Consider the following 20,795-nt stretch of genomic DNA (forward strand, 5'->3'; position numbering starts at 1 on the left):
CAGAGCGGATGAGAGTCGGGGGCTGCGGGGCTGATCAGATGCGTCAGACACCGGGGGGGGGTCACCCACCAGCGACTGCGCCGCTCAGCCCACGTTCCTCGACGACGGCGGCCAGCACGCGGGCAATCTCGTGGATCTCGGCAGCGTCCTGGCCCTCCACCATCACGCGGATCAGGTTCTCGGTGCCGCTGGGGCGCAGATTGACGCGGCCCCGGCCTGCCAGTTGGGCCTCGGCCCTGGAGACGGCCAGTTGCACTGTCGCGTCGCGGGCAATCGCCTTTTTATCGGCCACGCGCACGTTCACCAGCGTCTGCGGGTACATGGTCAGTTCGTCGAACAGCACGTCCAGCGTGGTGTCTAGTTGTCTCATGCTCGCCAGGGTCAGCAGCGCGGTCAGCACGCCGTCACCAGTGGGCGAGACGTCCAGGAACAGCACATGGCCGCTCTGCTCGCCGCCCAGATGCAGGCCCTTGGAGTGCAGACGCTCGTGGACATAGCGGTCTCCCACAGCGGTGCGCTCCAGCGCAATTCCAGCCTCCTCCAGCTTCACCTCCAGCGCCATATTGGTCATGATGGTGGCCACCACCGCCGCCGCCGGGCGCGCGCGGGCGTTCAGCAGCAGCATGTGATCGCCGTGGACCACGTTGCCGCGCGAATCCACGAACAGCGCGCGGTCCGCGTCACCGTCGAAGGCCACGCCCAGGTCATAGTCGCCGTTGCGGACAATCGCCTGAAGGTGGTCCATGTGCGTGCTGCCGCAACTGCGGTTGATGTTGCGCCCGTCGGGGGTGGTGTAGACCGCGAACACGTCGGCCCCCGCCGCCTGAAAGACCTTGGGGGCCACCCGGTAGGCTGCCCCGTTGGCACAGTCCAGCGCGATCTTGAGACCACTCAGGTCCGGTGCATGAGAGACCAGATACTGGATATAGACGCGCTCGGCCTCGGTGGAGTTGGTCACGCCGCCCAGGTCCACGCCGGTCACAGGGGGCAGGCCGCCCACCTCGTCGATGGCCGCCTCGATCTCGTGTTCGGTGGCGTCGCTGAGCTTCTGGCCGTCGGAGCCGAAGAATTTGATGCCGTTGTCCTCGTATGGATTGTGGGAGGCACTGATCACCACGCCTGCGTCTGCCCCCAGTTGCCGCACCAGATAACTGACGCCGGGGGTGGGCAGCACGCCCACATGGATCACGTTGACGCCGCGTGCGGTCAGCCCCGCTGCCAGGGCCGCTTCCAGCATGTCGCCGCTCTGGCGGGTGTCCTTGCCGATCACCACGCTGACCTTGCCTGTTTGCGAGCGGCGCGTCAGCACCTCGCCCGCTCCCACGCCCAGATTCATTACCCAGGCGGCGGTCAGGGGAAACTCGCCCGCCACCGCCCGCACGCCATCCGTTCCAAAGTACTTGCGATCATTGTCACTCATATTGCTATCAGCATACCGCCCATGAGTGCCTTACGCACCTCACTCAAGTCCGTTAGCTGAAGAGGCGGTCAGAAACGCGCGGTAACGGTCCAACTCGGCTTCCAGCCCTCTGCGAAAGGCAGCGGTCTGCCGGAAGGCGGGAACAAAGCCCAGCTCTGCATCCACCTCTCCCCCACTGAGTTTCAGATTGGCCCAGCCCACCGAACGCCCAGCATAAAAGACAGGCAGCGCGTAATAGCCCATCGTGCGTCTGGCGGCGGGCGTATACGCCTCGAAACGGTAGGGCCAGCCGTGCAGATGCTCGAAGCGGCGTCGGTCCCAGACCAGCGGATCGAACGGCCCCACGATCCGCACGCCGCGCGGGGCATCGGCATCTGCGGGAGACTGTTCTGCCGTCCAGACGTAAGGCACGCCGTCCACTTTTGCCCCAGTCAGTTCCTCTTTCACCACCACTTTGAATGCCGCCTTCAGCTCGCCGCGCAGGTGCGGGAAGCCGAAGCCGGACAGGCTGACCAGATAGCGCAGGCTGGCTTCCGGCAGCGGGCCGTAAAGAGCAGCCAGCAGATGCACAGTGCGGCTCAGCCGTTCGGCTTCAGGTAGCGGCGCAGCGCGCAGGGCCGCCAGATGCGGGGCGGGGCCGTACAAGCGCACGCCGCCCACCCGGCGGGTCACGCGGGCCTCGCCCCGGTAGTGCAGTGTGCCCAGAATGCGGGTGGTGGCGCTGGACTGACCGCCCCACGCGTTGACAGTGCGGCCCTTGCCCAGCGCGGCGGCCAGCTCGCGGGGGTGCAGTTCCTCACCCCCGTTCAACTGGGCGCGGACCTCCTCCAGCAGCCCAGGATGCTCCAGCTCCACGCGGCCCGGCGCAACCTCACGCGGGTGCAGCAACACCTGCACGGCGCGCGGCACGAAACCGTAGTTAGGAATCATGTCTTCCTCGGCATCCAGTTCGGCGTAGCGGCGTTCCAGTTCGCCCACCCGGTAGCCAGGAACGCGGGCCAGCAGCGTCAGGTCCTGCGCGCGGGCGGGGGCGCGAATAGGATCGGCCTGCAAGAAGCCCATGCGGTCCAGCGCCGCCTGAAGCGAGGGCTGCGGCGTCAGAGTGCGGAAAGCTGCTGCCCGCAGATCGGCTAGAGTGAGTGGAGGCACCGCTAATCCGTCTGAGTTGCCCCGACCCGCCGCTCCAGTTCCTGCAAGATCACCGAGGCGTGGCCCGCCGGGTTGGCGCTGCGGTGTTCGTAGGCCAGCACGCCCTGTGGATCAATGAGAAAGGTGGCGCGCGACGCCATGCCCAGCAGACCGCCCAGACCGCCGACGACGCCGTAAGCCCGGCAGAGTTCCTTATCCCCGTCGGGAATCATGGGGTGCGTCAGGCCACAGGTGTCGCGGAAATGGGCCTGATGGGCCTCGGTGTCGGTGCTGACGCCGATCACCGCCGCGTTGAGGCGCTCGAACTCGGGCAGGGCCGCCTCGAAACGCCGGGCCTCGATGGAACAGCCCGGCGAACTGGCGCGCGGGTAAAAGTACAGCACCACCCACTGTCCGCGCAGGCCAGACAGGCTGACAGTGCGGCCATCGTCGCTGCGGCGCGTGAATTCGGGGGCCGGTTTCTGAACGGCAGGCTTCATGCCCGCAGTTTAAAGGTGGGACCGTGTGAATGGCGCGGGGCGGTTCTCTGAGATTAGGGCTGGCTGGAAGAAAACCCCTCCTGCCCATTGTCTGCAATACACTGCCCTCATGCTCAGCCGCGCCGATCTGGAGGCCCGCGAGGCGCAGACGCTCGCGCCCTACGCCACCCTGAGCCAATGGTCGCGTGGGCGGGAATACCCGGAGGCCGAGAGCGCCACGCGCACCGCCTTCCAGAAAGACCGCGACCGGGTGCTGCACACCACCGCCTTCCGCCGTCTGGAGGCCAAGACACAGGTGTTCCTGAACGCCAGCGGGGACCACTACCGCACCCGCTTGACGCACACGCTGGAGGTGCAGCAGGTGGCCCGCTCCGTGGCTCTGAACCTGGGCCTGAACGAGACCCTGGCCGAGACGGTGGCGCTGGCGCATGATCTGGGGCATCCCCCTTTCGGCCACGCCGGGGAACGCGTGTTGAACGCTTTGATGGAAGGTCATGGCGGCTTTGACCACAACTCTCAGGCCCGGCGCATCGTGTCGGTGCTGGAGCAGCCCAAAGCGGAGTATCCGGGTCTGAATCTGACGCTGGAAACGCTGGACGGCCTGAACAAACATGACCGCGCCAGACTAGGCCAGCACTTGAAACAACCCAGTCTGGAGGCCCAACTGGTGGACGCCGCCGACGCCCTGGCCTACACCGCGCACGATCTGGAGGACGGCTTGCGGAGCGGTCTGCTCTCGCACGCGGGGTTGCTGGAGCTGCCGCTATGGGCCGAACTGTCCAGCCGAACAGGTGTGACTGGCGCAGTTCTCTCGGAAGGGCAGAGGCGGACCCTGCACCGCGAGCTGCTGGGCTGGCTAATCGGGGACCTGACAGTGGCGAGCGACGCGGCCATCGCAGAGAGTGGCGTGAGCAGCGCCGCCGCCGTTCAAGCCTTGCCCGCCCGCCTAATCACCTATAGCCCCCGCCTCCGCGCCTTGCTGCGGGACACGGGCGTCTTTCTGAAGGAAAACCTGTACCGCCACTGGCGCGTGGAGATGCAGGTGGAGCAGGGCAGCCGCGTGCTGACCACGCTGTTTCACGCCCTCGTGCAGCGCCCCAGTATGTTGCCCCCGCAGTTCCGGGAGCGCACACAGTCGGAGGAACTGGCACGCGTGGTCTGCGACTATCTGGCCGGAATGACGGACCGCTACGCGCTGGACATGCACGCCAGCATCGCCCCACCTGCCCAGCACGCCCCGCATTTCTAGGCCGCGACACGAAGAACACCGTATGAAGAAACCGCCGTGCGGCTCTTTTCATCAAACTCCACTTGCCCAGCCACACCTCAATCTGATAGCCTGACCTTTAGTGTCTTGCGCTTGGTAGAGCGCGGATTGCCGGGCTGGCACCCGGACACGCACGAAACCTTTCCCCCCGTTAGGCCGGGGCGTGTCGCAGCCAAATCCCACTTCTCTGTACGGAGTTTTACCGTGAAAACCTTTGTTCCTAAAAATGACGAGCAGAACTGGATCGTGGTGGACGCCACCGACATCCCGCTGGGCCGACTGGCCACGGTGGTTGCAAGCCGCATCCGTGGCAAGCACCGCCCCGACTTCACCCCCAACATGATCCAGGGCGACTTCGTGATCGTGGTCAATGCCTCCAAGATCGCGCTGACCGGCGGCAAGCTGGACGGCAAGGTCTACACCCGCTACAGCGGCTACCAGGGCGGCCTGAAGAAGGAAACCGCCCGCGAAGGTCTGGCCAAGCACCCCGACCGCGTGATCGAACACGCCGTCTTCGGGATGCTGCCCAAGGGCCGCCAGGGCCGTTCCATGCACGGCCACCTCAAGGTCTATGCCGGAGAGCGCCACCCGCACGTCGCGCAGAACCCGCAGCCGCTGGCCATTACCAACACCGCCCGCACCAAAAATAACGAGGTCAAATAATCATGGCGATTCAGCAACCCGAACAGTTCTACGGCACGGGCCGCCGCAAGACCGCCGTGGCCCGCGTGTTCCTGCGCCCCGGCGAGGGCAAGATCATGGTCAACGGCAAGGAGTTCCAGAGCTACTTCCGTGGCCTGCTCCGCTCCGTCAACGCCCTGCAAGCCTTCCGCGAAACCGGCACGGCGGGACGTTATGACGCCCTGATCACCGTGACCGGCGGTGGCCCCACCGGGCAGGCCGACGCGATCAAGCTGGGCATCGCCCGCGCTCTGCTGAAGGTCAATCCCGACTTCCGCGCCGTCATGAAGCCCTCGGGCCTGCTGACCCGCGATTCCCGCGAAGTCGAGCGCAAGAAGTACGGCCTGAAGAAGGCCCGCCGCGCGCCCCAGTTCAGCAAGCGCTGAAGCAAGATTCCACTCAAAAGCCCCTCCAAATTCTGGAGGGGCTTTTTTTAGTGTGGCGAACAGAACGGGCTGCAAACTCAGGCGTTCTACACCCAGGTTCCGCTGATTTCCCGCACCGCCAGCGTCGTTCCTTCAGCGCTCACGATCAGCACCTGCGCGCCCTCAGGGGTGTCGGGACCCGTGGCACGCCACTCGCTGTCGCCCACGCGGACGCGGCCTGCGCCGTTGTGGATGGCGGCGGTGACGACGACGGTGCGGCCCACCAGACGGTTTGCCCCGGTGTTCAAGCGGTCACCCTCGGAGCCGCCCAATACCAGCTTGCCCACGTAGCGTTTACCCAGGAAGACGGCCACGACGCTCAGGACGGCGAACAGGGCCAGTTGGAACGGGACCGCCAGTGGCAGCACGAATACGATCAGACCCAGCGCGAACGAGGCCAACGCCAGCCACACGAAGAAGATTCCCGGCGCGGCCACCTCCAGCATTAGCAGCACCGCCCCCAGCACCCACCAGTGGCCGGGCAGGATACGGTCTAAAGACGGCAGCAGGTCGCCCATAGCTACCTCTTGTTCCCGCCGAAGGCTTCTTTCGCCACCTCCGCGATGCCTTGCAGGCTGCCCAGAACAGCGGTGGCCTCAATGGGCAGGATCAGGGTCTTCTGGTTGGGGGCGATGGCGATTTCCTTCAGGGCGTCCACATAGCGCTGCGCAATGAAGTAGTTGATGGCCTGTGCGTTGCCGTTGGCAATGGCGTCGCTGACCAGCCGGGTGGCCTCGGCTTCTGCTGCGGCCTCACGCTCGCGGGCCTCGGCTTCCAGGAAGGTGGCCTGGCGGCGGCCCTCAGCGTTCAGAATCTTGGCCTGCTTCTCGCCCTCAGCCTTCAGGATGGCCGCCTGACGGAAGCCCTCGGCGTCCAGAATGTTGGCGCGCTTTTCACGCTCGGCCTTCATCTGACGCCCCATGCTCGCCACCAGATCGGCGGGCGGCTTGATGTCCTTGACCTCGATACGTGTGACCTTGACCCCCCACGGCTCGGTGGCCTCGTCCACCACGGCCAGCAGGCGGGCATTGATCGAGTCGCGGTTGCTGAGCAGCTCATCCAGATCCATGCCGCCCATCACGGTGCGGATGTTGGTCATGGTCAGGTTGAGAGTGGCCTGTTCCAGGTTGCGAACCTCGTAGCTGGCCTTGGCCGAATCCAGCACCTGATAGAACACCACGCCGTCCACGGTGATCAGGGCGTTGTCGTGGGTGATGACTTCCTGGCTGGGCACGTCCAGCACCTGTTCCATCATGTTGACGCGGCGCCCGATCTTGTCGATGTACGGAATGATCAGGTTCAGACCCGGCTTGAGGCTGCGCTGATACTTGCCGAAGCGTTCCTGCGTCCACTCGTACCCTTGTGGAACGCTCTTAACACCTGCCAGCAACGTGATCAGCACCAGTAAAAGAAGAACGACGATAACGATGAGTGGACCCATGAATTTCCTCCTGACAGTAAGTACGAGGCATGGAGGCGGAAGGTTCCCGCACCAGCAGGCCCTAAACTCTGTTCCGATGACGCTGATGGAGTTGAAAAATGTGACCGTGAGGGCGGGGGGGCGTACCCTGCTCGAAGACGTGAACCTGAGCCTGAAAAGGGGCGAGGCCCTACGCCTGTTCGGCCCCAACGGCGGCGGCAAAACCACGCTGCTGCGCCTGCTTTCGGGGGAGGTCTCGCCAGTCAGCGGAACTCGGACTTATGTTCTGAACGGCGTGGAACAAAAATCTGCAGTCCGGGCGCGGCGCAGCCTGTCCGTCGTCGGGCCGGATGCGGAGGCGTTTTATCTGACCCGCGACTGGGCGCAATCTGTGCAGGACGTGCTGCTGGCCGCTTTCGAGGGCGACACCCTGAAACTGTGGGACGCCACGCCGGAAGCCGAATCAAGGCTGGCCGAAGTCGTCTCGCTGACTGGCCTTGAACCTTTGCTGGAGCGAGACTTCCGCACCCTCAGTCACGGGCAACGGCGGCGGGTGGTGCTGGCACGGGCGCTGATGCCCCGGCCCGAAGCGCTGCTGCTGGATGAATTTACAGACGGCTTGAGCGTGGGCGCACGTGCTGAACTGGGCCGCGTGCTGGCCGACGTTCACGCTTCTGGTGTCGCCCTCGTCCTCGCCACCCACCGCCCGGAGGAAGCGCCGGAATTGCCGTGGCGAACGGTGCGCGTAGAAGGCGGACGCGTCAGCGAGGAGGAAGCTGGCTCTCCCCCATCCGCCACCGCCCTGAGCCTGCCCATCCCGCCGGGAACGGGCAACTTGATCCGACTGGACGATGTGGAAGTCTGGCGCAACGGCGCGCGGGCGCTGGGGCCAATCAGTTGGACGTGGGAGGCCGGGCAGCACTGGCTGGTCACGGGCGAGAACGGCAGCGGCAAGAGTACGCTGGCCCGACTGATCGCCGGGGAGCTGCATCCCGCGCTGGGCGGCAAAATCCAGCGCCCGTATCTGCGCCGTGATCTGCTCAGCGAACGCCGCCGCACCGTGGGCATCGTCGGGGCCGAACTGGGCATCCGGCAGCGGCGCGACTGGACCGGGCAGGACATCATCGGCAGCGCCCTGCATGGCACAGAAGGCTTTGTGCCGGAGCTGAGCACGGATGAGTTGGAGAAGGTGACGAAGCTCGCCGCCCAACTTGACCTCACCGATCTGCTGCCACGCCACGCCGAAACATTGTCTCAGGGGCAGCTCCGGCGGCTGCTGCTGGCCCGCGCCGTGCTGCACGCGCCCACGCTGTTGATTCTGGACGAGGGCCTGGATTTCCTGGACGCCGCGAGCCGCGCTCGCTTTCTGGCTCTGCTGCCGGAACTGGCGCGCGGCGGCACCCACATCATGGTGATCGCCCACCGGGAAAGCGACGCGCCGGACGGCTTGACGCATCACCTGCATCTGGACGGCGGGCGGATCGGCATGGTTTCGCGTTTGCCCGTCATGTCGGCCACATAAAAAAGAGGGAGCCAACCCGCGGCCCCCTCCCATACATTGAAAACGCTTACTTGATGGCGATATCGGAAACCGTGAACGGCACTTCCGGCGTCAGGCCTGGGCCACGGTTGTTGAACTGGGCGTTGACAACCAGCAGGCGCTTGCCTTCCTGCGCGATGGTGGTGGGATAACGCAGGCTGGGGTCGCTGAACGGCGTGCCCAGTTTGCCCGTGCTGAAATCGGCGGACATGGTGACGGGCACGATGATCACGTCCTGGTTGCGGACCACGTACAGCGTCTGGCCATCGAGCAGGATGCCGTCGCCATTGGGCACGGTGTTGCCGCCCACACCGCTCAGCTTGATCTCGGTCACGGACTTGTCGGAGGTCTTAATGCGGAACAGTTTGCCGGTGTTGCTCTGAACCACGATCAGGGTGGCGCCGTCCGGAGTGGAGGCGATGCCGTTCAGGTTGAAGCCCGGCTGGTATTGCAGGGCCGTACCGGTGAAATCCAGCCACGCTTCCATATCGCCCACGCTGCTGTCCGTGCGGGTGGCGCGGAACAGGATCGGGCGCTGCGAATCGGTGAAGTACGCGGCACTGGGCGTGAGGGTCACGTCGTTGATAAAGGTGTCTTTGGTCGCAGGCGTGGTCAACAGCTTGAGGCGCGTCTTGTTGACCGTGTCGTAGACGAACGCCTTGCCAGTCCCGCCACCAGCGACATACAGGCGGCCCTTATCATCGATCTTCATGCCGATGGCGGTGGTGCGGTCCGCGTCGGGCAGGGCAAAAACCTCGGGGGCCTTCTGGCCCAGCGTGCCCTTGAAAATGGTGCCGTCGGTGGTGCTGCCGACGTAGAAATTCTGGCTTCCGGCCAGATGCGCGATGCCCTCCGGGAAAACAGTGTTGCCGGGCAGGGTGTAACTGGTCACCGTGTCGGGCATCTCCGTTTCGACGGGTGGCTTGGTCTCGGGGCCGCAGGAGGCCAGGGCAAGGGTCAGGGCGGCGGCAGTCAACAATCTTTTCATATGACCCGTTATAAAGGTCACGGGGCATCCCAGCGTGCGAGCCGACTTCAGATCCATTTATACACAGTTCAGAAATAAGTCTGCACTACATTTTACAGCGTCTTCCGGCAGCGTCACTGCGTCAGACTCGCCTCACTTTCAGGCACTAGCCTCCGCGCATGACGCGTTTTGCTCCATCCCTCCCTGTGCTGGTTCTCACCCTGCTGACCCTGCCCGCCCTGCCGTCTGCACTGGCGCAGACCACCCCTGCCGCGCCCGCTCCGGTCACGGTCCCAGGTGCCACGCCCGCTGGCCAGAAAGTCATCGAGGCCATTACCGTGACCAGCAACCAGGGCTATTCCATCAAGGTGCCGGGCGGCTGGACACCGTTGAAGAACTCCCCCGGCGCAGATGTGGCCTTCGTCAACAAAACCGTGGGGCAATTGCGTCCCACCGTGACCGTTGTGGTGCAGGACATTCCCGCCGACCTGAAAGCCACCCTGGCCGACGTGCGTGATCTGAATGCCCGCAAGATGCCCGAAGTGGTCCCCGGCCTGAAAATGCTGGGCGAGAAGACCATCAAAGTCAGTGGTCAGAACGCCATCCTGTGGAACTACAGCGGCGACGGCGACGGCGGCAAGGTGCGCTGGACCCAGGTGCTGACCCTGAAGAACAACCGCCTGTTCACGGTGACCCTGGTGACCCCTACAGGCACCCCCCAGGAGTTGCTGGACAGCGGGCGCACGATCATCGACAGTTTCGCTCTGACAGCGAAGTAAGCCCTTTCACCCTCCCCCTCTTCCCTGCGGAGAGGGGATTTTTCAGCCTTGTTCCAGCCGGTCTGCCCATTCCCCCAGGTATGCGCCCAGATCGGTCTGGCGGTCCAGACGGGTGTGGGCATGGCGGGTCAGCAGGGGCAACTGCCCCACCTGCACGGCATAGCCCGCCACCTCCAGCATGGCCTCGTCGTTGTCGCTGTCACCAAAGGCCACCGCGCGGTCATGCGGCAGCCCCAGAGCGTCAGCAATCAGGGTCAGGGCCGCGCCCTTGTGCGCCCCCTGCGGCGTGATGGTCAGGAAACTGAGGTAGGGGGGCTGTGCCCCGGTCACCACCAGATGCGGATGGGACTGCCGCAGCCGCCCGGCGAACCCCGCCACTTCCGGGTGGTAGAACCCGGCTTTCAGGATGTCGCCATCAGGGGCTTCAGCCAGAGGGCCATAGCTGCGGGCAATCATCCAAGGTTCTGGCTCGGTCCCATTCGGCAGGTCCACGAACAGGCGATCCGCCGTGAACAGCACGATTCGCGCGCCTGTCAGTTCGTGGGCCAGCACCGCCTCCAGGTCTGCTGGAGTGAAGCGGGCCTCGCTGTGTAACTCGCCGTTCACCACAATCCGTCCGCCGTTGTTGGTGGCCACCGCGTCGGGCTGCATGGCCTCCAGCACGGCGTCGGGGGCCAGATCGCGCCCGGTGATGATCGCCAGCTTGACCCCCAATGCGCGCAGCCGGGCCAGCGCGCGGGCCGTGGCGGCGTCCGGCTCACGGCCCTGTTCGGTGATCAGGGTGCCGTCCAGATCGAAGGCCATCAGCAGCGGCAGGCCCGCCGGGGGAAGCAGGGGTAGGCGTCCGGCGAGGGGCTGTCCGGTGGGGGGCTGGGCATCGCGGGAGGTCACGCGCGGCAGCCTAGCAAAGACGGGCGGAGCTGGGGGCAAAGGGAGTGACAATGGACGCCGCCCACAGCTCCTTGCCCATAGCTCCTCGCCCAGCAGACCACCTGAACTGGCCCTGATCCCTCTTGACCCGTTCAGACGGGTTCCGTCTGTTTCCTTCTTGCGCACGCTCGGATGACATCGTTTACAAAAACGGTTGAATCGGAGTCGGCATCACCCCAACTTAAGCGTTCACGTCGATCACGGTACGGCCCCGAACCTGCCCGGCCAGAATCTGCGGGGCCAGCGTGGTCACCTCGGACAGCCCGCGCGTCTGGGTCACGCCCGCCAGACGCGCAGCAGGCAGATCGCGGGCCAGCCGCTTCCAGGCGGCCTCACGGCGCGGCTGCGGGCAGGTCACGCTGTCGATGCCCAGCAGCGATACGCCGCGCAGGATCAGGGGAAACACGGTGGTCTTCAATTCGATGCCACTGGCAATACCGCAGACCGCCAGCGCTCCGTGCGCTCTGGTAGAGGCATATGCGCCCGCCAGTGTCGCGCCCCCCACGCAGTCCACCACGCCACCCCAGCGCTCCTTTTCCAGCGGGCGTTTCAGGGACGGCAGCTCATCACGGGAGATGATGCTGGTGGCCCCCAGCTCTCGCAGGTACGCCTCTTCCTCGGTGCGCCCGGTGCTGGCCGTGACCGTGAAACCTGCGTGGGCCAGCAGGGCAACCGATGTGCTGCCCACGCCGCCCGCCGCACCCGTGACCAGCACGTCGCCGTGTTCGGGGCGCACGCCCGCATCCTCCAGCGCCATGACCGCCAGCATGGCCGTGAATCCCGCCGTACCCACGCTCATGGCCCAGCTCGCGTCGGTGCCCTCAGGCTGGCGGACCAGCCAGGCCGCCTTCGCGCGGGCGTGCGTGGCGTAGCCGCCGTCCTGCCGCTCCCCGATGCCCCAGCCGGTCAGGATCACGGCGTCACCGGGGGCGTAGGTGCCGCTGCGGTCCTCAATCACCCTTCCCGCCAGATCGATACCGGGGGTCATCGGCAGATGGTGCAGGATAGCGGCGGCCCCGGTGACGGCCAGCCCGTCTTTATAATTCAGGCTGGAGTGGGACACCTCAATCAGCACCTCGCCGTCCGGCAAGTCAGAGAGCGGCAGGGTCTGGAATTCGGCGCGGCGTTCGTCGCCGTCCTGGATGACCCGCAGGGCGCGGTAGGTGTCGGGCAGTGTGGGTATGGTCATGGGTGGAACCTCCAGAACATCGGGGGGAAGGAAAGGGCGGCTGACGAAGGGCAGGCTAGCGTCTGAACGGCGGCCCGACAGTCATAACGAAATGTTCAAGTACCAGGCCAGGAGCAGATGTGTTAAACTCTGCGCTGCTATGGAGCCTCCCAGTTTCGGCTCTTCCCCAGTGCCCGGTGAAACCCGCCCAAGGGCGGCGTTTTTGCTGTGGCACTTCAGCTCTGGTTTGACGCAACACCACCGGTCGACGACGATCCCTCCACGCGGAGCGGACGGGCAGCATGTGCCACGCGGATGACCGGGGCGCGGTTATGGAGCGCGCCCACACATGAATGACATTCTCGGTTTACTCGCGCTGGTCGCTCTGGTCCTGATGAACGGTTTTTTTGTGGCAGCGGAATTCTCGCTGGTCAGCGTGCGCCGCACCCGCATCGATCAACTGGCTGAGGAAGGCAATGCCACAGCCAAGGTCACGCAGGGCGCACTTAAGAATCTGGACCTGTACATCGCCGCCACGCAACTCGGCATCACCATGGCAAGTCTGGCAATTGGTTTCGTAGCTGAGCCGGCCATCGAGCATCTGGTCTCACCGCTGCTGGCAGGCACGGCGCTGACCGAGGGCCAGATTCGTGGCATTTCCTTCGGCCTGGCCTTTGCCATCAGCACGATCTTGCACATCGTTTTCGGTGAACTGGCCCCCAAGACCTGGGCCTTGCAGCGCAGCGAGCAGGTGGCGATGCTGGTCACCCGCCCCTTGCTGGTCTTCACTTTCGTTTTCAAGTGGGCCATTATCGTTCTGAATGCGATGGGCAACGGCGTGGTGCGGCTGTTTGGCCTGCGGGGCGTGGCCGGGCACCACACCGCCTACTCGGAAGAGGAAATCCGCATGATCGTCGGCGCGTCCAGCCAGGAAGGCGTGCTGGAAGACGGCGAGCGTGAACTGGTCTATAACGTCTTCGATCTGTCGGACACCACCGTGCGCGAGATCATGACGCCGCGCGTGGACATGATCGTTGTGGATGGTGCCTCGCCCCTACGCCGCATGTTGGAGCTGAACGCCGAACACAGCTACTCGCGCGTGCCGGTCTATCAGGACACCCCCGACAACATCGTGGGCGTCGTCCACAGCGGCGACGTGCTGCGCCACCTAAACGATCTGGACACCCTGACGGTCTCCGGCATCATGCGTAAGGTTTTCTTCGTGCCCGAAAGCATGAAGATCAGGGACCTGCTGACCAAGATGCGCGAGAAGAAGTCGCACCTGAGCGTGGTGGTGGACGAATTCGGCGGCACGGCGGGGCTGGTCACGCTGGAAGACGCCCTGGAAGAGATCGTGGGCGAGATTTACGACGAGACTGATGAGGAGGAGTTGCCCATGTTCATCGAGGTGGGCGAGGGCGTGTACCTGATCGACGGCGGCATGATCGTGCATGAGGTAGAGGGGATTCTGGGCACCAACCTGGAAGACGGCGAGGGCGAGTTTGACACCCTGGGCGGCTTCATGACAGACCGCTTCGGCGACATTCCCGAGGTGGGCTACACCTTTGTCCACGAGGGCTGGGCCTTTACTGTCGAGGAAGCCGACGAGCGCCGCGTCAGCCGCGTGCGGGCCGAACGCACCGACGAATCCAGCCAACTCATTCTGTCTGAAGAGGGTGAAGTGTGACCACAACAGATTCAAACGCCCTGGGCCTGACCCCGGACCCGGAACTGCTGGCCGCCGCGAAAGCCGCCTTTGCAAAGGCCTACGCCCCCTACAGCAAATTCCATGTCGGCTCGGCGCTGCGGACTCCAGATGGGCAGGTCTTCATGGGCGCGAACGTGGAGAACGCCAGCTACGGCCTGGGCCGCTGCGCCGAGCAGTCGGCGGTGCAGGCGATGGCGACGGCGGGCGCGCGGACCTTCACCGATCTGGTGGTCTACGCCGATTCCAGCCCGCCCGCCAGCCCGTGTGGCGCGTGCCGTCAGGTGCTGTACGAATTTGCCCCCGACGCCCGCGTGGTCTGCGTGAATGCTGAGGGCGAAGTGCTGAGCGGTCTGGTGCGCGACTTCCTGCCCCACGGCTTCCGGCTGGAAGAACGCGAGGACGGGCATGAGGTGGGAACGGAGTAAAGACCTCTCATCACCCAACCCTCTCTCCACAACCCTCTTCCCAGCGGAGAGGGTTTTTTTGCCTCTAGCGCTCCAGCTCCTCCAGACGCTTGTCCAGCAGCGCCGCCTTGCCCAGCGCGTTCCATTCGTCCGGCCCCTCCAGCAGCGGCTCCAGCCCGCGCAGGTAGGCTGCCTGGGCGATCAGGTAGGCACTCAGGGGCGTGGTCAGGAACTGAAACAGGAGGACCGCCGCCAGCCGGGTCAGCGCCTCGGTCTGGGCAAATTCCAGCCCCACGCCAATGAAGATACCCGCCGAACCCAGCGTGATCAGTTTGCTGCTGGCGTGCAGGCGCGAATACAGATCAGGAAAGCGCACCAGCCCAATGGCCGCCGTCAGCACGAAAAAGGCCCCCAGCAGAATGGGAATATCGCGGGCGGCATTGAAGTCGTTCATGGCTGGCCCCCTGGATCAGTTCTCACTTCATCACCCGCCCCAGCAACAGGTAGCGCGTCAGGGCCACGGTGCTGAGGAAGCCCAGCAGGCTCAGGACCAGCGCGGCGTCCAGCATCACGATCAGTTTTGTTTTGACGGCGATCAACGCGATCAGCACCACCAGATTGACGCTCAGGAAGTCAAAGGCCATGATCCGGTCCCCCCAACTGGGGCCGCGTAGCACTCGCACCGTGACCAGCAGGACCGACAGCGTGACGATGCCTAGGGCCAGATTGATGATCATGCGTTTTCCTCCAGGACAGCGGGATCGGCGGCAGCACCCTGACCGTACAGCGGCAGCAGGGCGTCCTCCACTTTTTTGAGGCTGGCACGGGCCGCCCGTGGATTTTCCGCACCGATGACATGCGCGTACAGCACGCTGCGCTCGGGATTAAAGCCCATCGCCACCGAGCCGGGCATCAGGGTAATCGTGGCCGCCAAGACGGTTTGCCCGTTGTCGCCACGCAGACGCAGCGGGTAGGCGATGATCATGGGGTGCAGCGGCGGGTGCGGACGCAAGGCCCACAGCGCCACCTGAATGTTGGCCACCGTCAGCTCGCGGACGAAGAAAAATACGAAGCGCACCAGAGCCAGCGCCCGCCCCACGTAATTGCCCGTCCCCAGCGACAACGGAAAGATGCTCAGGATGGCAAAACCCAGCAGCATCCCGATCGCCAGTTCGCGCAGGCTAAACTCGCCCACGAACAGTGTCCAGACGATGGCCAGCAGGATATTGAGAGAGACGCCCCTCATGGTGTTCCCTCCGGTTCCTGCACGTCGTCGCCTTTCGGGCGGGCAGGCAGCTCCAGCGGCTGATCGCCCAGCACGCCCAGGATGTAGGAGCCGTTGCTGCCCAGCTCGTCGGCAGTGCCACGCGCATAGCCCAGCAGAGGTCCGGCAAAGACCGCCAGCGCCACCACCAGCGCTGAGGCCAGATAGGCGGGCAAACGTTCGGGCCAGCGCACCCGGCGCACTGGTTCCTCGCGCAGGTGGCGGCCCCAGAAAAAGCCGCTCCAGACCCGCAGCAGCGCGTACAACGTGAGCAGACTGCTGATCAGGGCGCTGGCCGTGGCGACATAAGCCAGCACAGTGCCGCCCTCCAGCCCGGCGCGGATCAGATCAAACTTCACCACGAAGCCCGCGCTGGGCGGCAGACCCGCCACTGTCAGGGCGCAGAACAGGAAACAGGCGGCCAGCAGCGGCAGGAATTCAATGAAGCCGCGCGCCCGCACCAGTCGGGTTCCACTGGCGCGTTCCGCGACGGCGGCGATCAGGAACATCGCCAGGGTCACCACGACGCTGACCGCCAGATACGCCAGACTGGCCCGCAGGGCGTCCGGTGAGTCCAGGCCCAGCCCGAAGGCCAGATAGCCCACCGAACCCACCACCGTGAATGACAGGATGCGCCGCCACTCGCGCTGGCTGACCGCGCCCAGCGCGCCGTACAGCATGGTCACGGCCCCCAGCACCAGCAGCAGCGTGTTGGGCAACTCTGGGTCCTGATTGAATACGGTGGTGAAGACGCGGATCAAGGCGTACAGCCCCACCTTGGTCAGCACCGCCCCAAAGAATGCGCCCGTGGCAGGAGGCACTGCCGGATACGTGCCGGGCAGCCAGAAGCCCAGCGGAAACAGCGCGCCCTTGGCCGCGAACACGATCAGCAGCAGCACGCCCACGGCGGTGACGGTGGTGTTCGGCCCCAGCGCAGCGCTGCGCTGTGCCAGATGCGCGAAATTCAGCGTGCCCAGCGTGCCGTAGGCCAGCCCGCACGCGACCACCAGCAGCGCCGAGGCCGACAGGTTCATGACGATGTAGCGGAAACCCTCGCGCAGTTGCTCGCGGGTGGACCCCAGCACGGTCAGGGCGTAGCTGGCCACCAGCATGACCTCAAAAGCCACGAACAGGTTGAACAGATCGCCGGTTAAAAAGGACAGTTGCACGCCCGTGAACAGGAAAGAGGTCAGGGCAAACGAATGGTGCTTTTCTCGCACCGGGTCCGGCTGCGCGGCCATCAGCCAGACGGTGAAGACGCCGCACAACGCGGCCAGCACGCTCATGAAGGACCCCAGACGGTCTGCGGACATCACGATGCCGAACGGCGCTTTCCAGCCGCCCAGTTCGCTGACCAGCACCCCGCCCAATGTTGCGTTCATCAGCAGTAGCGCGAAGATCAGCGTGAGCAGGGACGAGGCCAGGGCCAGCGACACCCGCCACCTGCGCCGCATGGGAATCAGCAACAACAGCCCCAGCCCCAGCGGGGTCAGAATCGGCGCGAGGGGCAGGGCGGAGGTGACAACCCCGGTGAGTTCAGAATTCATCTCGTGATCCTTCGCAGGCGCTCAAGCTCGGCCATCTGTATCTCTGTTTCATCGGTGTGGTCCGTTTCTGGCGTATCGGGGCTGAGGTGTTCGGGATCGGCGTGCTGGCCGTCCGGGGCGTCGGGATTGCGGGCCAGATTGTCGCCGAAAGCCGCCACGTCGTCGTGACCGGCCACCTGATAGGCCCGCAGCGCCACGGTCAGCAGCAGCGCCGTGGTGCCGAATCCGATCACGATGGCGGTCAGCACCAGCGCCTGCGGCAGCGGGTCCACATACGGCCCTTCCAATGTCAGCAGCGGCGGCGATTCCTGCCGCAGCCCCGACACGGTCAGGATCGCCAGATTGACCCCATAGGCAATAAAGGCCAGCCCCAGCACCACCCGGATAATGGTGCGCGACAGCATCAGGAAGACGCCCGCCGCCACAAGCAGGCCGATCAGGACGGCGAAGAGGGTTTCCATTAGTGGGCCGCCCGTGGGGAGGGTTGAGGGTGGATGGTTAATGGCTTGGAAGACCTAGAGACCCGGTCAAATGATCTAAAAATCAAACCGTCAAACCGCAAAACGACAGGACAAAACACACGCGTTCCAGCGATTAGACCGTTGGCCCATTTGACCGTTTGACCCCTGCGCCTCACGAATCCCCCTCCACCAGTTCCGTCGGATCAACCTCAATCAGGGCGTAGGCCAGGGCAAGCCCCGCGCCCACCACCACCAGAAACACGCCCAGGTCAAACAACAGTGCGGTGGCCCATTCAAATTCGCCAGTCAGGGCCGTGGTGAGGTAGCCGTAATCGGATTTCAGGAAGGGGCGGCCCAGCAGGTACGGGACCAGCCCGGTGGTGAAGGACAGGGCCAGCCCCCACGGAATGAACTTCACGGGGTCCACGCGCAAGGCGCTGTCGCCATTGGCGATACGGTGCAGGATCAGCGCGCAGACCGTCATCAGGCCCGCGATGAAGCCGCCGCCGGGGGCATTGTGCCCGCGCCACAACAGCAGCAGCGCGAACAGCATGACCAGCGCAAAAGCGGCCCGGCTGATGGTCTTGAGAATTGGATCGTTGATCAGCAGATCGCCGGGCCGGGGCTGAGCTGACGCGGTTTTGACCGCCTTCTTCGGTGTGCGCTTCGGACTCATGACTGCCTCTTTTGAAGGTCCAGCAGGTCCTGTGACGCGGGCGCGGTGTCCTTCTCGCTGCGGGCCTGTCCCCGGCGGCCCAGGCGCACCAGACTGCCCACCGCCAGCGCCACCATCGCCACCACCATGATCTCGCCCAGCGTGTCCCAGCCCCGGAAATCCACCAGAATCACGTTGACCACATTCTTGCCGCCGCCCTCCTTGTAGGCGTTTTCCAGGTAATACGGCGAGATCGGCGGCGACAGAAAGCGGATGCTCGCCAGAACCAGCAGTGTTGCTCCGATGCCTGCCGATCCGGCCAGCACCACGTCAATCACCCCACGCACCCGCCCGCGCGGCAGACTGCGGAAGCCCGGCAGAGAGCGGAAGACCAGCAGGAACAGGATCACCGTGACCGCCTCAATCAGCAGTTGGGTCAGCGCCAGATCGGGGGCGCGCATGGCCAGAAAGGCGACGGCGCTGCCGAACCCGGTCAGGCCAGTCAGGACCACGGCGGTCAGGCGGTTGCGAGACAGCAGCACGCCCAGCGCCCCCGCCACCAGCAGCACGGCGATGGGCAGCGTACTCAGCGGCACGGCCTCCAGCGGCTGGAACACCTGCGGCGCGCGCCACACCGCGTAACCGCCCATCAGTCCGGCGGCGGCCAGCGTGATCCGCAACTGGTCCGGCAGCGCCAGCCCCTGCGTCCCGGCGATCACGCGCGAGGCCAGGGTTTCCAGGCCACGCAGCAATCCCCGGTAAATGCGGTTGGAACTCAGGGGAAACTCCACATGGACCTGAAGAAAATAGACCCGCGCCGCCTGCCACACCAGCAGCGCGGCCAACCCCCAGGTCAGTAGCGTGAGGAGTAACGCGGGCGTGACGCCATGCCACAAATACAGATGACCCTCGTATCCGGCAAAGTTAAGCGCCGCCCCGGCCCGGCGGGTCAGCCACTCCGCGCTAGAGGGCAAAATGCCAAACAGCAGCGCCGCCCCAGCCAGCAGCGCGGGCGGCAGCAGCAGGCCAAGGCCAGCCTCATGAATGTGGGGCTTGAGGGGCTGCCCGGTGTCGTCCTCGGGGGCGCGGAAGTCACCAAAAAAGATGCCGATCAGCCGCGCGCAGTAGGCCAGCGTGAAGGCGCTGCCGATCACGGACACGGCGATAAACCCTGGCCCGGCATGAATCATCGCCTCGTAAAACAGCTCCTTGGAGATAAAGCCCCCCAGCGGCGGCAGCCCGGCCATGCTCAGGGTGGCGAGCAAGGCCACGGCGAAGGTCAGGGGCAATTTGCGCCGCAGCCCGGACAGCCGGAAGGTCTCGCGCGTGCCCGTTTCATGATCAATGATGCCCACCACGAAGAACAGCGCCGCCTTGAAGGCCGCATGGTTCAGCAGATGCGTGGTGGCGGCAAAACGGCCCTCCGCGTCGGCCAGCCCGTACAGGGCCATCAGCAGGCCCAGTTGTGACACGGTGGAAAAGGCCAGCAGCGCCTTGAGGTCCGTCTGCTTGAGCGCCCGCCACGATCCCCAGAACATGGTTGCCAGCCCCAGCGGCACGATGATCCCGCCCCACAGCGCACTGGTACCGAAGATCAGGCCAAATTTCGCCACCAGCACCACCCCGGCCTTGACCATCGTGGCCGAGTGCAGGAAAGCGGAGACCGGGGTGGGCGCTTCCATCGCGGTAGGTAACCACAGGTGGAAAGGCAACTGGGCGCTCTTGGTAAAGGCTGCCAGCAGCGTCAGTAGCAGCGCCGGGATAAACATGGGCGAGGCGCGCACCGCCTCCAGATCCAGTCCCGAGAGGGTGGTGCTGCCCCCGGCCACCGACAGCAACGCCACCGCCGCCAGCAGCCCCAGCCCCCCCAGCGCGCTGACCAGAAACGCCTTGATCGCGCCGTCGCGCGCCTCGCTGCGGGTGTGCCACAGGCCGATCAGCAGGAAACTGGTCACGCTGGTCATCTCCCAGAAGGCAAACAGGGCGATCATGTTGTCGCTGAGAACCAAGCCCAGCATGGAGCCGCCGAACAGCAGCAGATACGGATAAAAGCGCCCGAAGCGTTCGCGCTCTGACAAGTACGCTACCGAGTACAGCGAGGCCAGCGCCCCGATCACACCGATCAGAACCGCGAACAGCAGCGAGAAGCCGTCGCCCCGGAAAGCGAAATTCAGGCCCAGTTCCGGCACCCAGCCCGTCACCTGATTGAAGGGAGTACCGCCCACCTCCACGCTGTTTCCGGCCAGCGGGACAGCCAGCAGCAGCGCGGGCAAAAAGCCCAAAGCCGCCAGATATCCCGTGCGGCGGCCCAGTTGGCGGGCCAGCAGCGCACACACGGCGGCCATGATGAGGGGGAACAGGACAGCGAGGGTCACAGGCTGGGAAAAATGGTGAATGGAAGGGCCTTCATGCGCCTTCTATCAAAGCACACCCGGATGAAAGGTGCACCGCTGAGGGTTACACCGCACGCAATTCAAAAAGCCTTCTCCTTCACCCCGCCTAGACCGCCCGCCCTCAGCCTCTCCCCTGTC

General features: G+C 65.0%; 22 protein-coding genes. 7 read left to right on the plus strand and 15 right to left on the minus strand.

Features of this window, described 5'->3' with window-relative positions:
• Window positions 1-61: 61 nt before the first annotated feature.
• The 3 genes from glmM to DAAJ005_RS13040 are packed head-to-tail and all read right to left on the minus strand — an operon-like array spanning window position 62 to window position 3,048.
• Entirely contained in the window at window positions 62-1,420 is a 1,359-nt protein-coding gene (gene glmM, locus DAAJ005_RS13030) for a phosphoglucosamine mutase (RefSeq protein ID WP_151847490.1), read from the minus strand.
• A gap of 39 nt (window positions 1,421-1,459) precedes the next feature.
• On the minus strand, window positions 1,460-2,569 hold the full coding sequence (locus tag DAAJ005_RS13035; protein ID WP_226342422.1) for a winged helix DNA-binding domain-containing protein: 1,110 nt from the start codon (window positions 2,567-2,569) through the stop codon (window positions 1,460-1,462).
• Window positions 2,570-2,571: 2 nt separating this feature from the next.
• Window positions 2,572-3,048 (minus strand): peroxiredoxin, encoded by a 477-nt coding sequence (locus DAAJ005_RS13040; RefSeq protein WP_151847491.1) that lies wholly within the window; start codon window positions 3,046-3,048, stop codon window positions 2,572-2,574.
• Between the two features lie 109 nt (window positions 3,049-3,157).
• Between DAAJ005_RS13040 and DAAJ005_RS13045 the strand changes: the two genes are divergently transcribed.
• The 3 genes from DAAJ005_RS13045 to rpsI all read left to right on the plus strand — a co-directional run bounded on the left by DAAJ005_RS13045 (window position 3,158) and on the right by rpsI (window position 5,382).
• Window positions 3,158-4,297 (plus strand): deoxyguanosinetriphosphate triphosphohydrolase, encoded by a 1,140-nt coding sequence (locus DAAJ005_RS13045; protein WP_151847492.1) that lies wholly within the window; start codon window positions 3,158-3,160, stop codon window positions 4,295-4,297.
• A 222-nt stretch (window positions 4,298-4,519) separates the two neighbouring features.
• On the plus strand, window positions 4,520-4,978 hold the full coding sequence (gene rplM, locus DAAJ005_RS13050) for a 50S ribosomal protein L13 (protein WP_075834394.1): 459 nt from the start codon (window positions 4,520-4,522) through the stop codon (window positions 4,976-4,978).
• Window positions 4,979-4,980: 2 nt separating this feature from the next.
• Window positions 4,981-5,382, plus strand: a complete 402-nt coding sequence (gene rpsI / locus DAAJ005_RS13055; RefSeq protein ID WP_029479913.1) for a 30S ribosomal protein S9 — start codon at window positions 4,981-4,983, stop codon at window positions 5,380-5,382.
• 86 nt (window positions 5,383-5,468) lie between these two features.
• Here the strand turns inward: rpsI and DAAJ005_RS13060 are convergent, their stop codons facing one another.
• Both DAAJ005_RS13060 and DAAJ005_RS13065 read right to left on the minus strand, forming a co-directional pair.
• Complete coding sequence (locus tag DAAJ005_RS13060) at window positions 5,469-5,939, minus strand: NfeD family protein (RefSeq protein ID WP_151847493.1); 471 nt, start codon at window positions 5,937-5,939, stop codon at window positions 5,469-5,471.
• 2 nt (window positions 5,940-5,941) lie between these two features.
• The gene (locus DAAJ005_RS13065; protein ID WP_151847494.1) at window positions 5,942-6,862 is read right to left on the minus strand and encodes an SPFH domain-containing protein; all 921 of its coding nucleotides are present in this window, start codon (window positions 6,860-6,862) and stop codon (window positions 5,942-5,944) included.
• Between the two features lie 76 nt (window positions 6,863-6,938).
• On the opposite strand from DAAJ005_RS13065, the gene DAAJ005_RS13070 reads away from it, so the two are divergent.
• Window positions 6,939-8,363, plus strand: a complete 1,425-nt coding sequence (locus DAAJ005_RS13070; RefSeq protein WP_226342423.1) for an ATP-binding cassette domain-containing protein — start codon at window positions 6,939-6,941, stop codon at window positions 8,361-8,363.
• A gap of 46 nt (window positions 8,364-8,409) precedes the next feature.
• On the opposite strand, the gene DAAJ005_RS13075 is transcribed toward DAAJ005_RS13070, so the two are convergent.
• The gene (locus DAAJ005_RS13075; RefSeq protein WP_151847495.1) at window positions 8,410-9,369 is read right to left on the minus strand and encodes an SMP-30/gluconolactonase/LRE family protein; all 960 of its coding nucleotides are present in this window, start codon (window positions 9,367-9,369) and stop codon (window positions 8,410-8,412) included.
• Window positions 9,370-9,527: 158 nt separating this feature from the next.
• On the opposite strand from DAAJ005_RS13075, the gene DAAJ005_RS13080 reads away from it, so the two are divergent.
• Window positions 9,528-10,127: a PsbP-related protein gene (locus DAAJ005_RS13080; RefSeq protein WP_151847496.1), complete on the plus strand. Its 600-nt coding sequence runs from the start codon at window positions 9,528-9,530 to the stop codon at window positions 10,125-10,127.
• 42 nt (window positions 10,128-10,169) lie between these two features.
• On the opposite strand, the gene DAAJ005_RS13085 is transcribed toward DAAJ005_RS13080, so the two are convergent.
• Both DAAJ005_RS13085 and DAAJ005_RS13090 read right to left on the minus strand, forming a co-directional pair.
• Complete coding sequence (locus tag DAAJ005_RS13085) at window positions 10,170-11,018, minus strand: HAD-IIB family hydrolase (protein ID WP_226342424.1); 849 nt, start codon at window positions 11,016-11,018, stop codon at window positions 10,170-10,172.
• A gap of 220 nt (window positions 11,019-11,238) precedes the next feature.
• Complete coding sequence (locus DAAJ005_RS13090; RefSeq protein ID WP_151847497.1) at window positions 11,239-12,246, minus strand: MDR family oxidoreductase; 1,008 nt, start codon at window positions 12,244-12,246, stop codon at window positions 11,239-11,241.
• 328 nt (window positions 12,247-12,574) lie between these two features.
• Between DAAJ005_RS13090 and DAAJ005_RS13095 the strand changes: the two genes are divergently transcribed.
• Together DAAJ005_RS13095 and cdd are read left to right on the plus strand one after the other, a co-directional pair.
• Entirely contained in the window at window positions 12,575-13,912 is a 1,338-nt protein-coding gene (locus tag DAAJ005_RS13095; protein WP_151847498.1) for a hemolysin family protein, read from the plus strand.
• On the plus strand, window positions 13,909-14,358 hold the full coding sequence (gene cdd, locus DAAJ005_RS13100) for a cytidine deaminase (RefSeq protein ID WP_151847499.1): 450 nt from the start codon (window positions 13,909-13,911) through the stop codon (window positions 14,356-14,358). The genes DAAJ005_RS13095 and cdd overlap by 4 nt, the downstream gene beginning before the upstream one ends.
• 64 nt (window positions 14,359-14,422) lie before the next feature.
• Here the strand turns inward: cdd and mnhG are convergent, their stop codons facing one another.
• The 7 genes from mnhG to mbhE all read right to left on the minus strand — a co-directional run bounded on the left by mnhG (window position 14,423) and on the right by mbhE (window position 20,639).
• The gene (mnhG, locus tag DAAJ005_RS13105; protein WP_151847500.1) at window positions 14,423-14,791 is read right to left on the minus strand and encodes a monovalent cation/H(+) antiporter subunit G; all 369 of its coding nucleotides are present in this window, start codon (window positions 14,789-14,791) and stop codon (window positions 14,423-14,425) included.
• Between the two features lie 22 nt (window positions 14,792-14,813).
• Complete coding sequence (locus tag DAAJ005_RS13110; protein ID WP_075834375.1) at window positions 14,814-15,074, minus strand: monovalent cation/H+ antiporter complex subunit F; 261 nt, start codon at window positions 15,072-15,074, stop codon at window positions 14,814-14,816.
• Complete coding sequence (locus DAAJ005_RS13115) at window positions 15,071-15,583, minus strand: Na+/H+ antiporter subunit E (RefSeq protein ID WP_151847501.1); 513 nt, start codon at window positions 15,581-15,583, stop codon at window positions 15,071-15,073. Before DAAJ005_RS13115 ends, DAAJ005_RS13110 begins: the two co-directional genes overlap by 4 nt.
• The gene (locus DAAJ005_RS13120; protein WP_151847502.1) at window positions 15,580-17,148 is read right to left on the minus strand and encodes a proton-conducting transporter membrane subunit; all 1,569 of its coding nucleotides are present in this window, start codon (window positions 17,146-17,148) and stop codon (window positions 15,580-15,582) included. Before DAAJ005_RS13120 ends, DAAJ005_RS13115 begins: the two co-directional genes overlap by 4 nt.
• On the minus strand, window positions 17,145-17,609 hold the full coding sequence (locus tag DAAJ005_RS13125; protein ID WP_151847503.1) for a Na+/H+ antiporter subunit C: 465 nt from the start codon (window positions 17,607-17,609) through the stop codon (window positions 17,145-17,147). Before DAAJ005_RS13125 ends, DAAJ005_RS13120 begins: the two co-directional genes overlap by 4 nt.
• A gap of 172 nt (window positions 17,610-17,781) precedes the next feature.
• Window positions 17,782-18,285: a Na(+)/H(+) antiporter subunit B gene (locus DAAJ005_RS13130; protein WP_151847504.1), complete on the minus strand. Its 504-nt coding sequence runs from the start codon at window positions 18,283-18,285 to the stop codon at window positions 17,782-17,784.
• Window positions 18,282-20,639: a hydrogen gas-evolving membrane-bound hydrogenase subunit E gene (gene mbhE / locus DAAJ005_RS13135; RefSeq protein WP_151847505.1), complete on the minus strand. Its 2,358-nt coding sequence runs from the start codon at window positions 20,637-20,639 to the stop codon at window positions 18,282-18,284. The genes DAAJ005_RS13130 and mbhE overlap by 4 nt, the downstream gene beginning before the upstream one ends.
• Between the last annotated feature and the right edge of the window lie 156 nt (window positions 20,640-20,795).

It is taken from the genome of Deinococcus sp. AJ005 (assembly GCF_009017495.1).
Lineage (GTDB): Bacteria > Deinococcota > Deinococci > Deinococcales > Deinococcaceae > Deinococcus.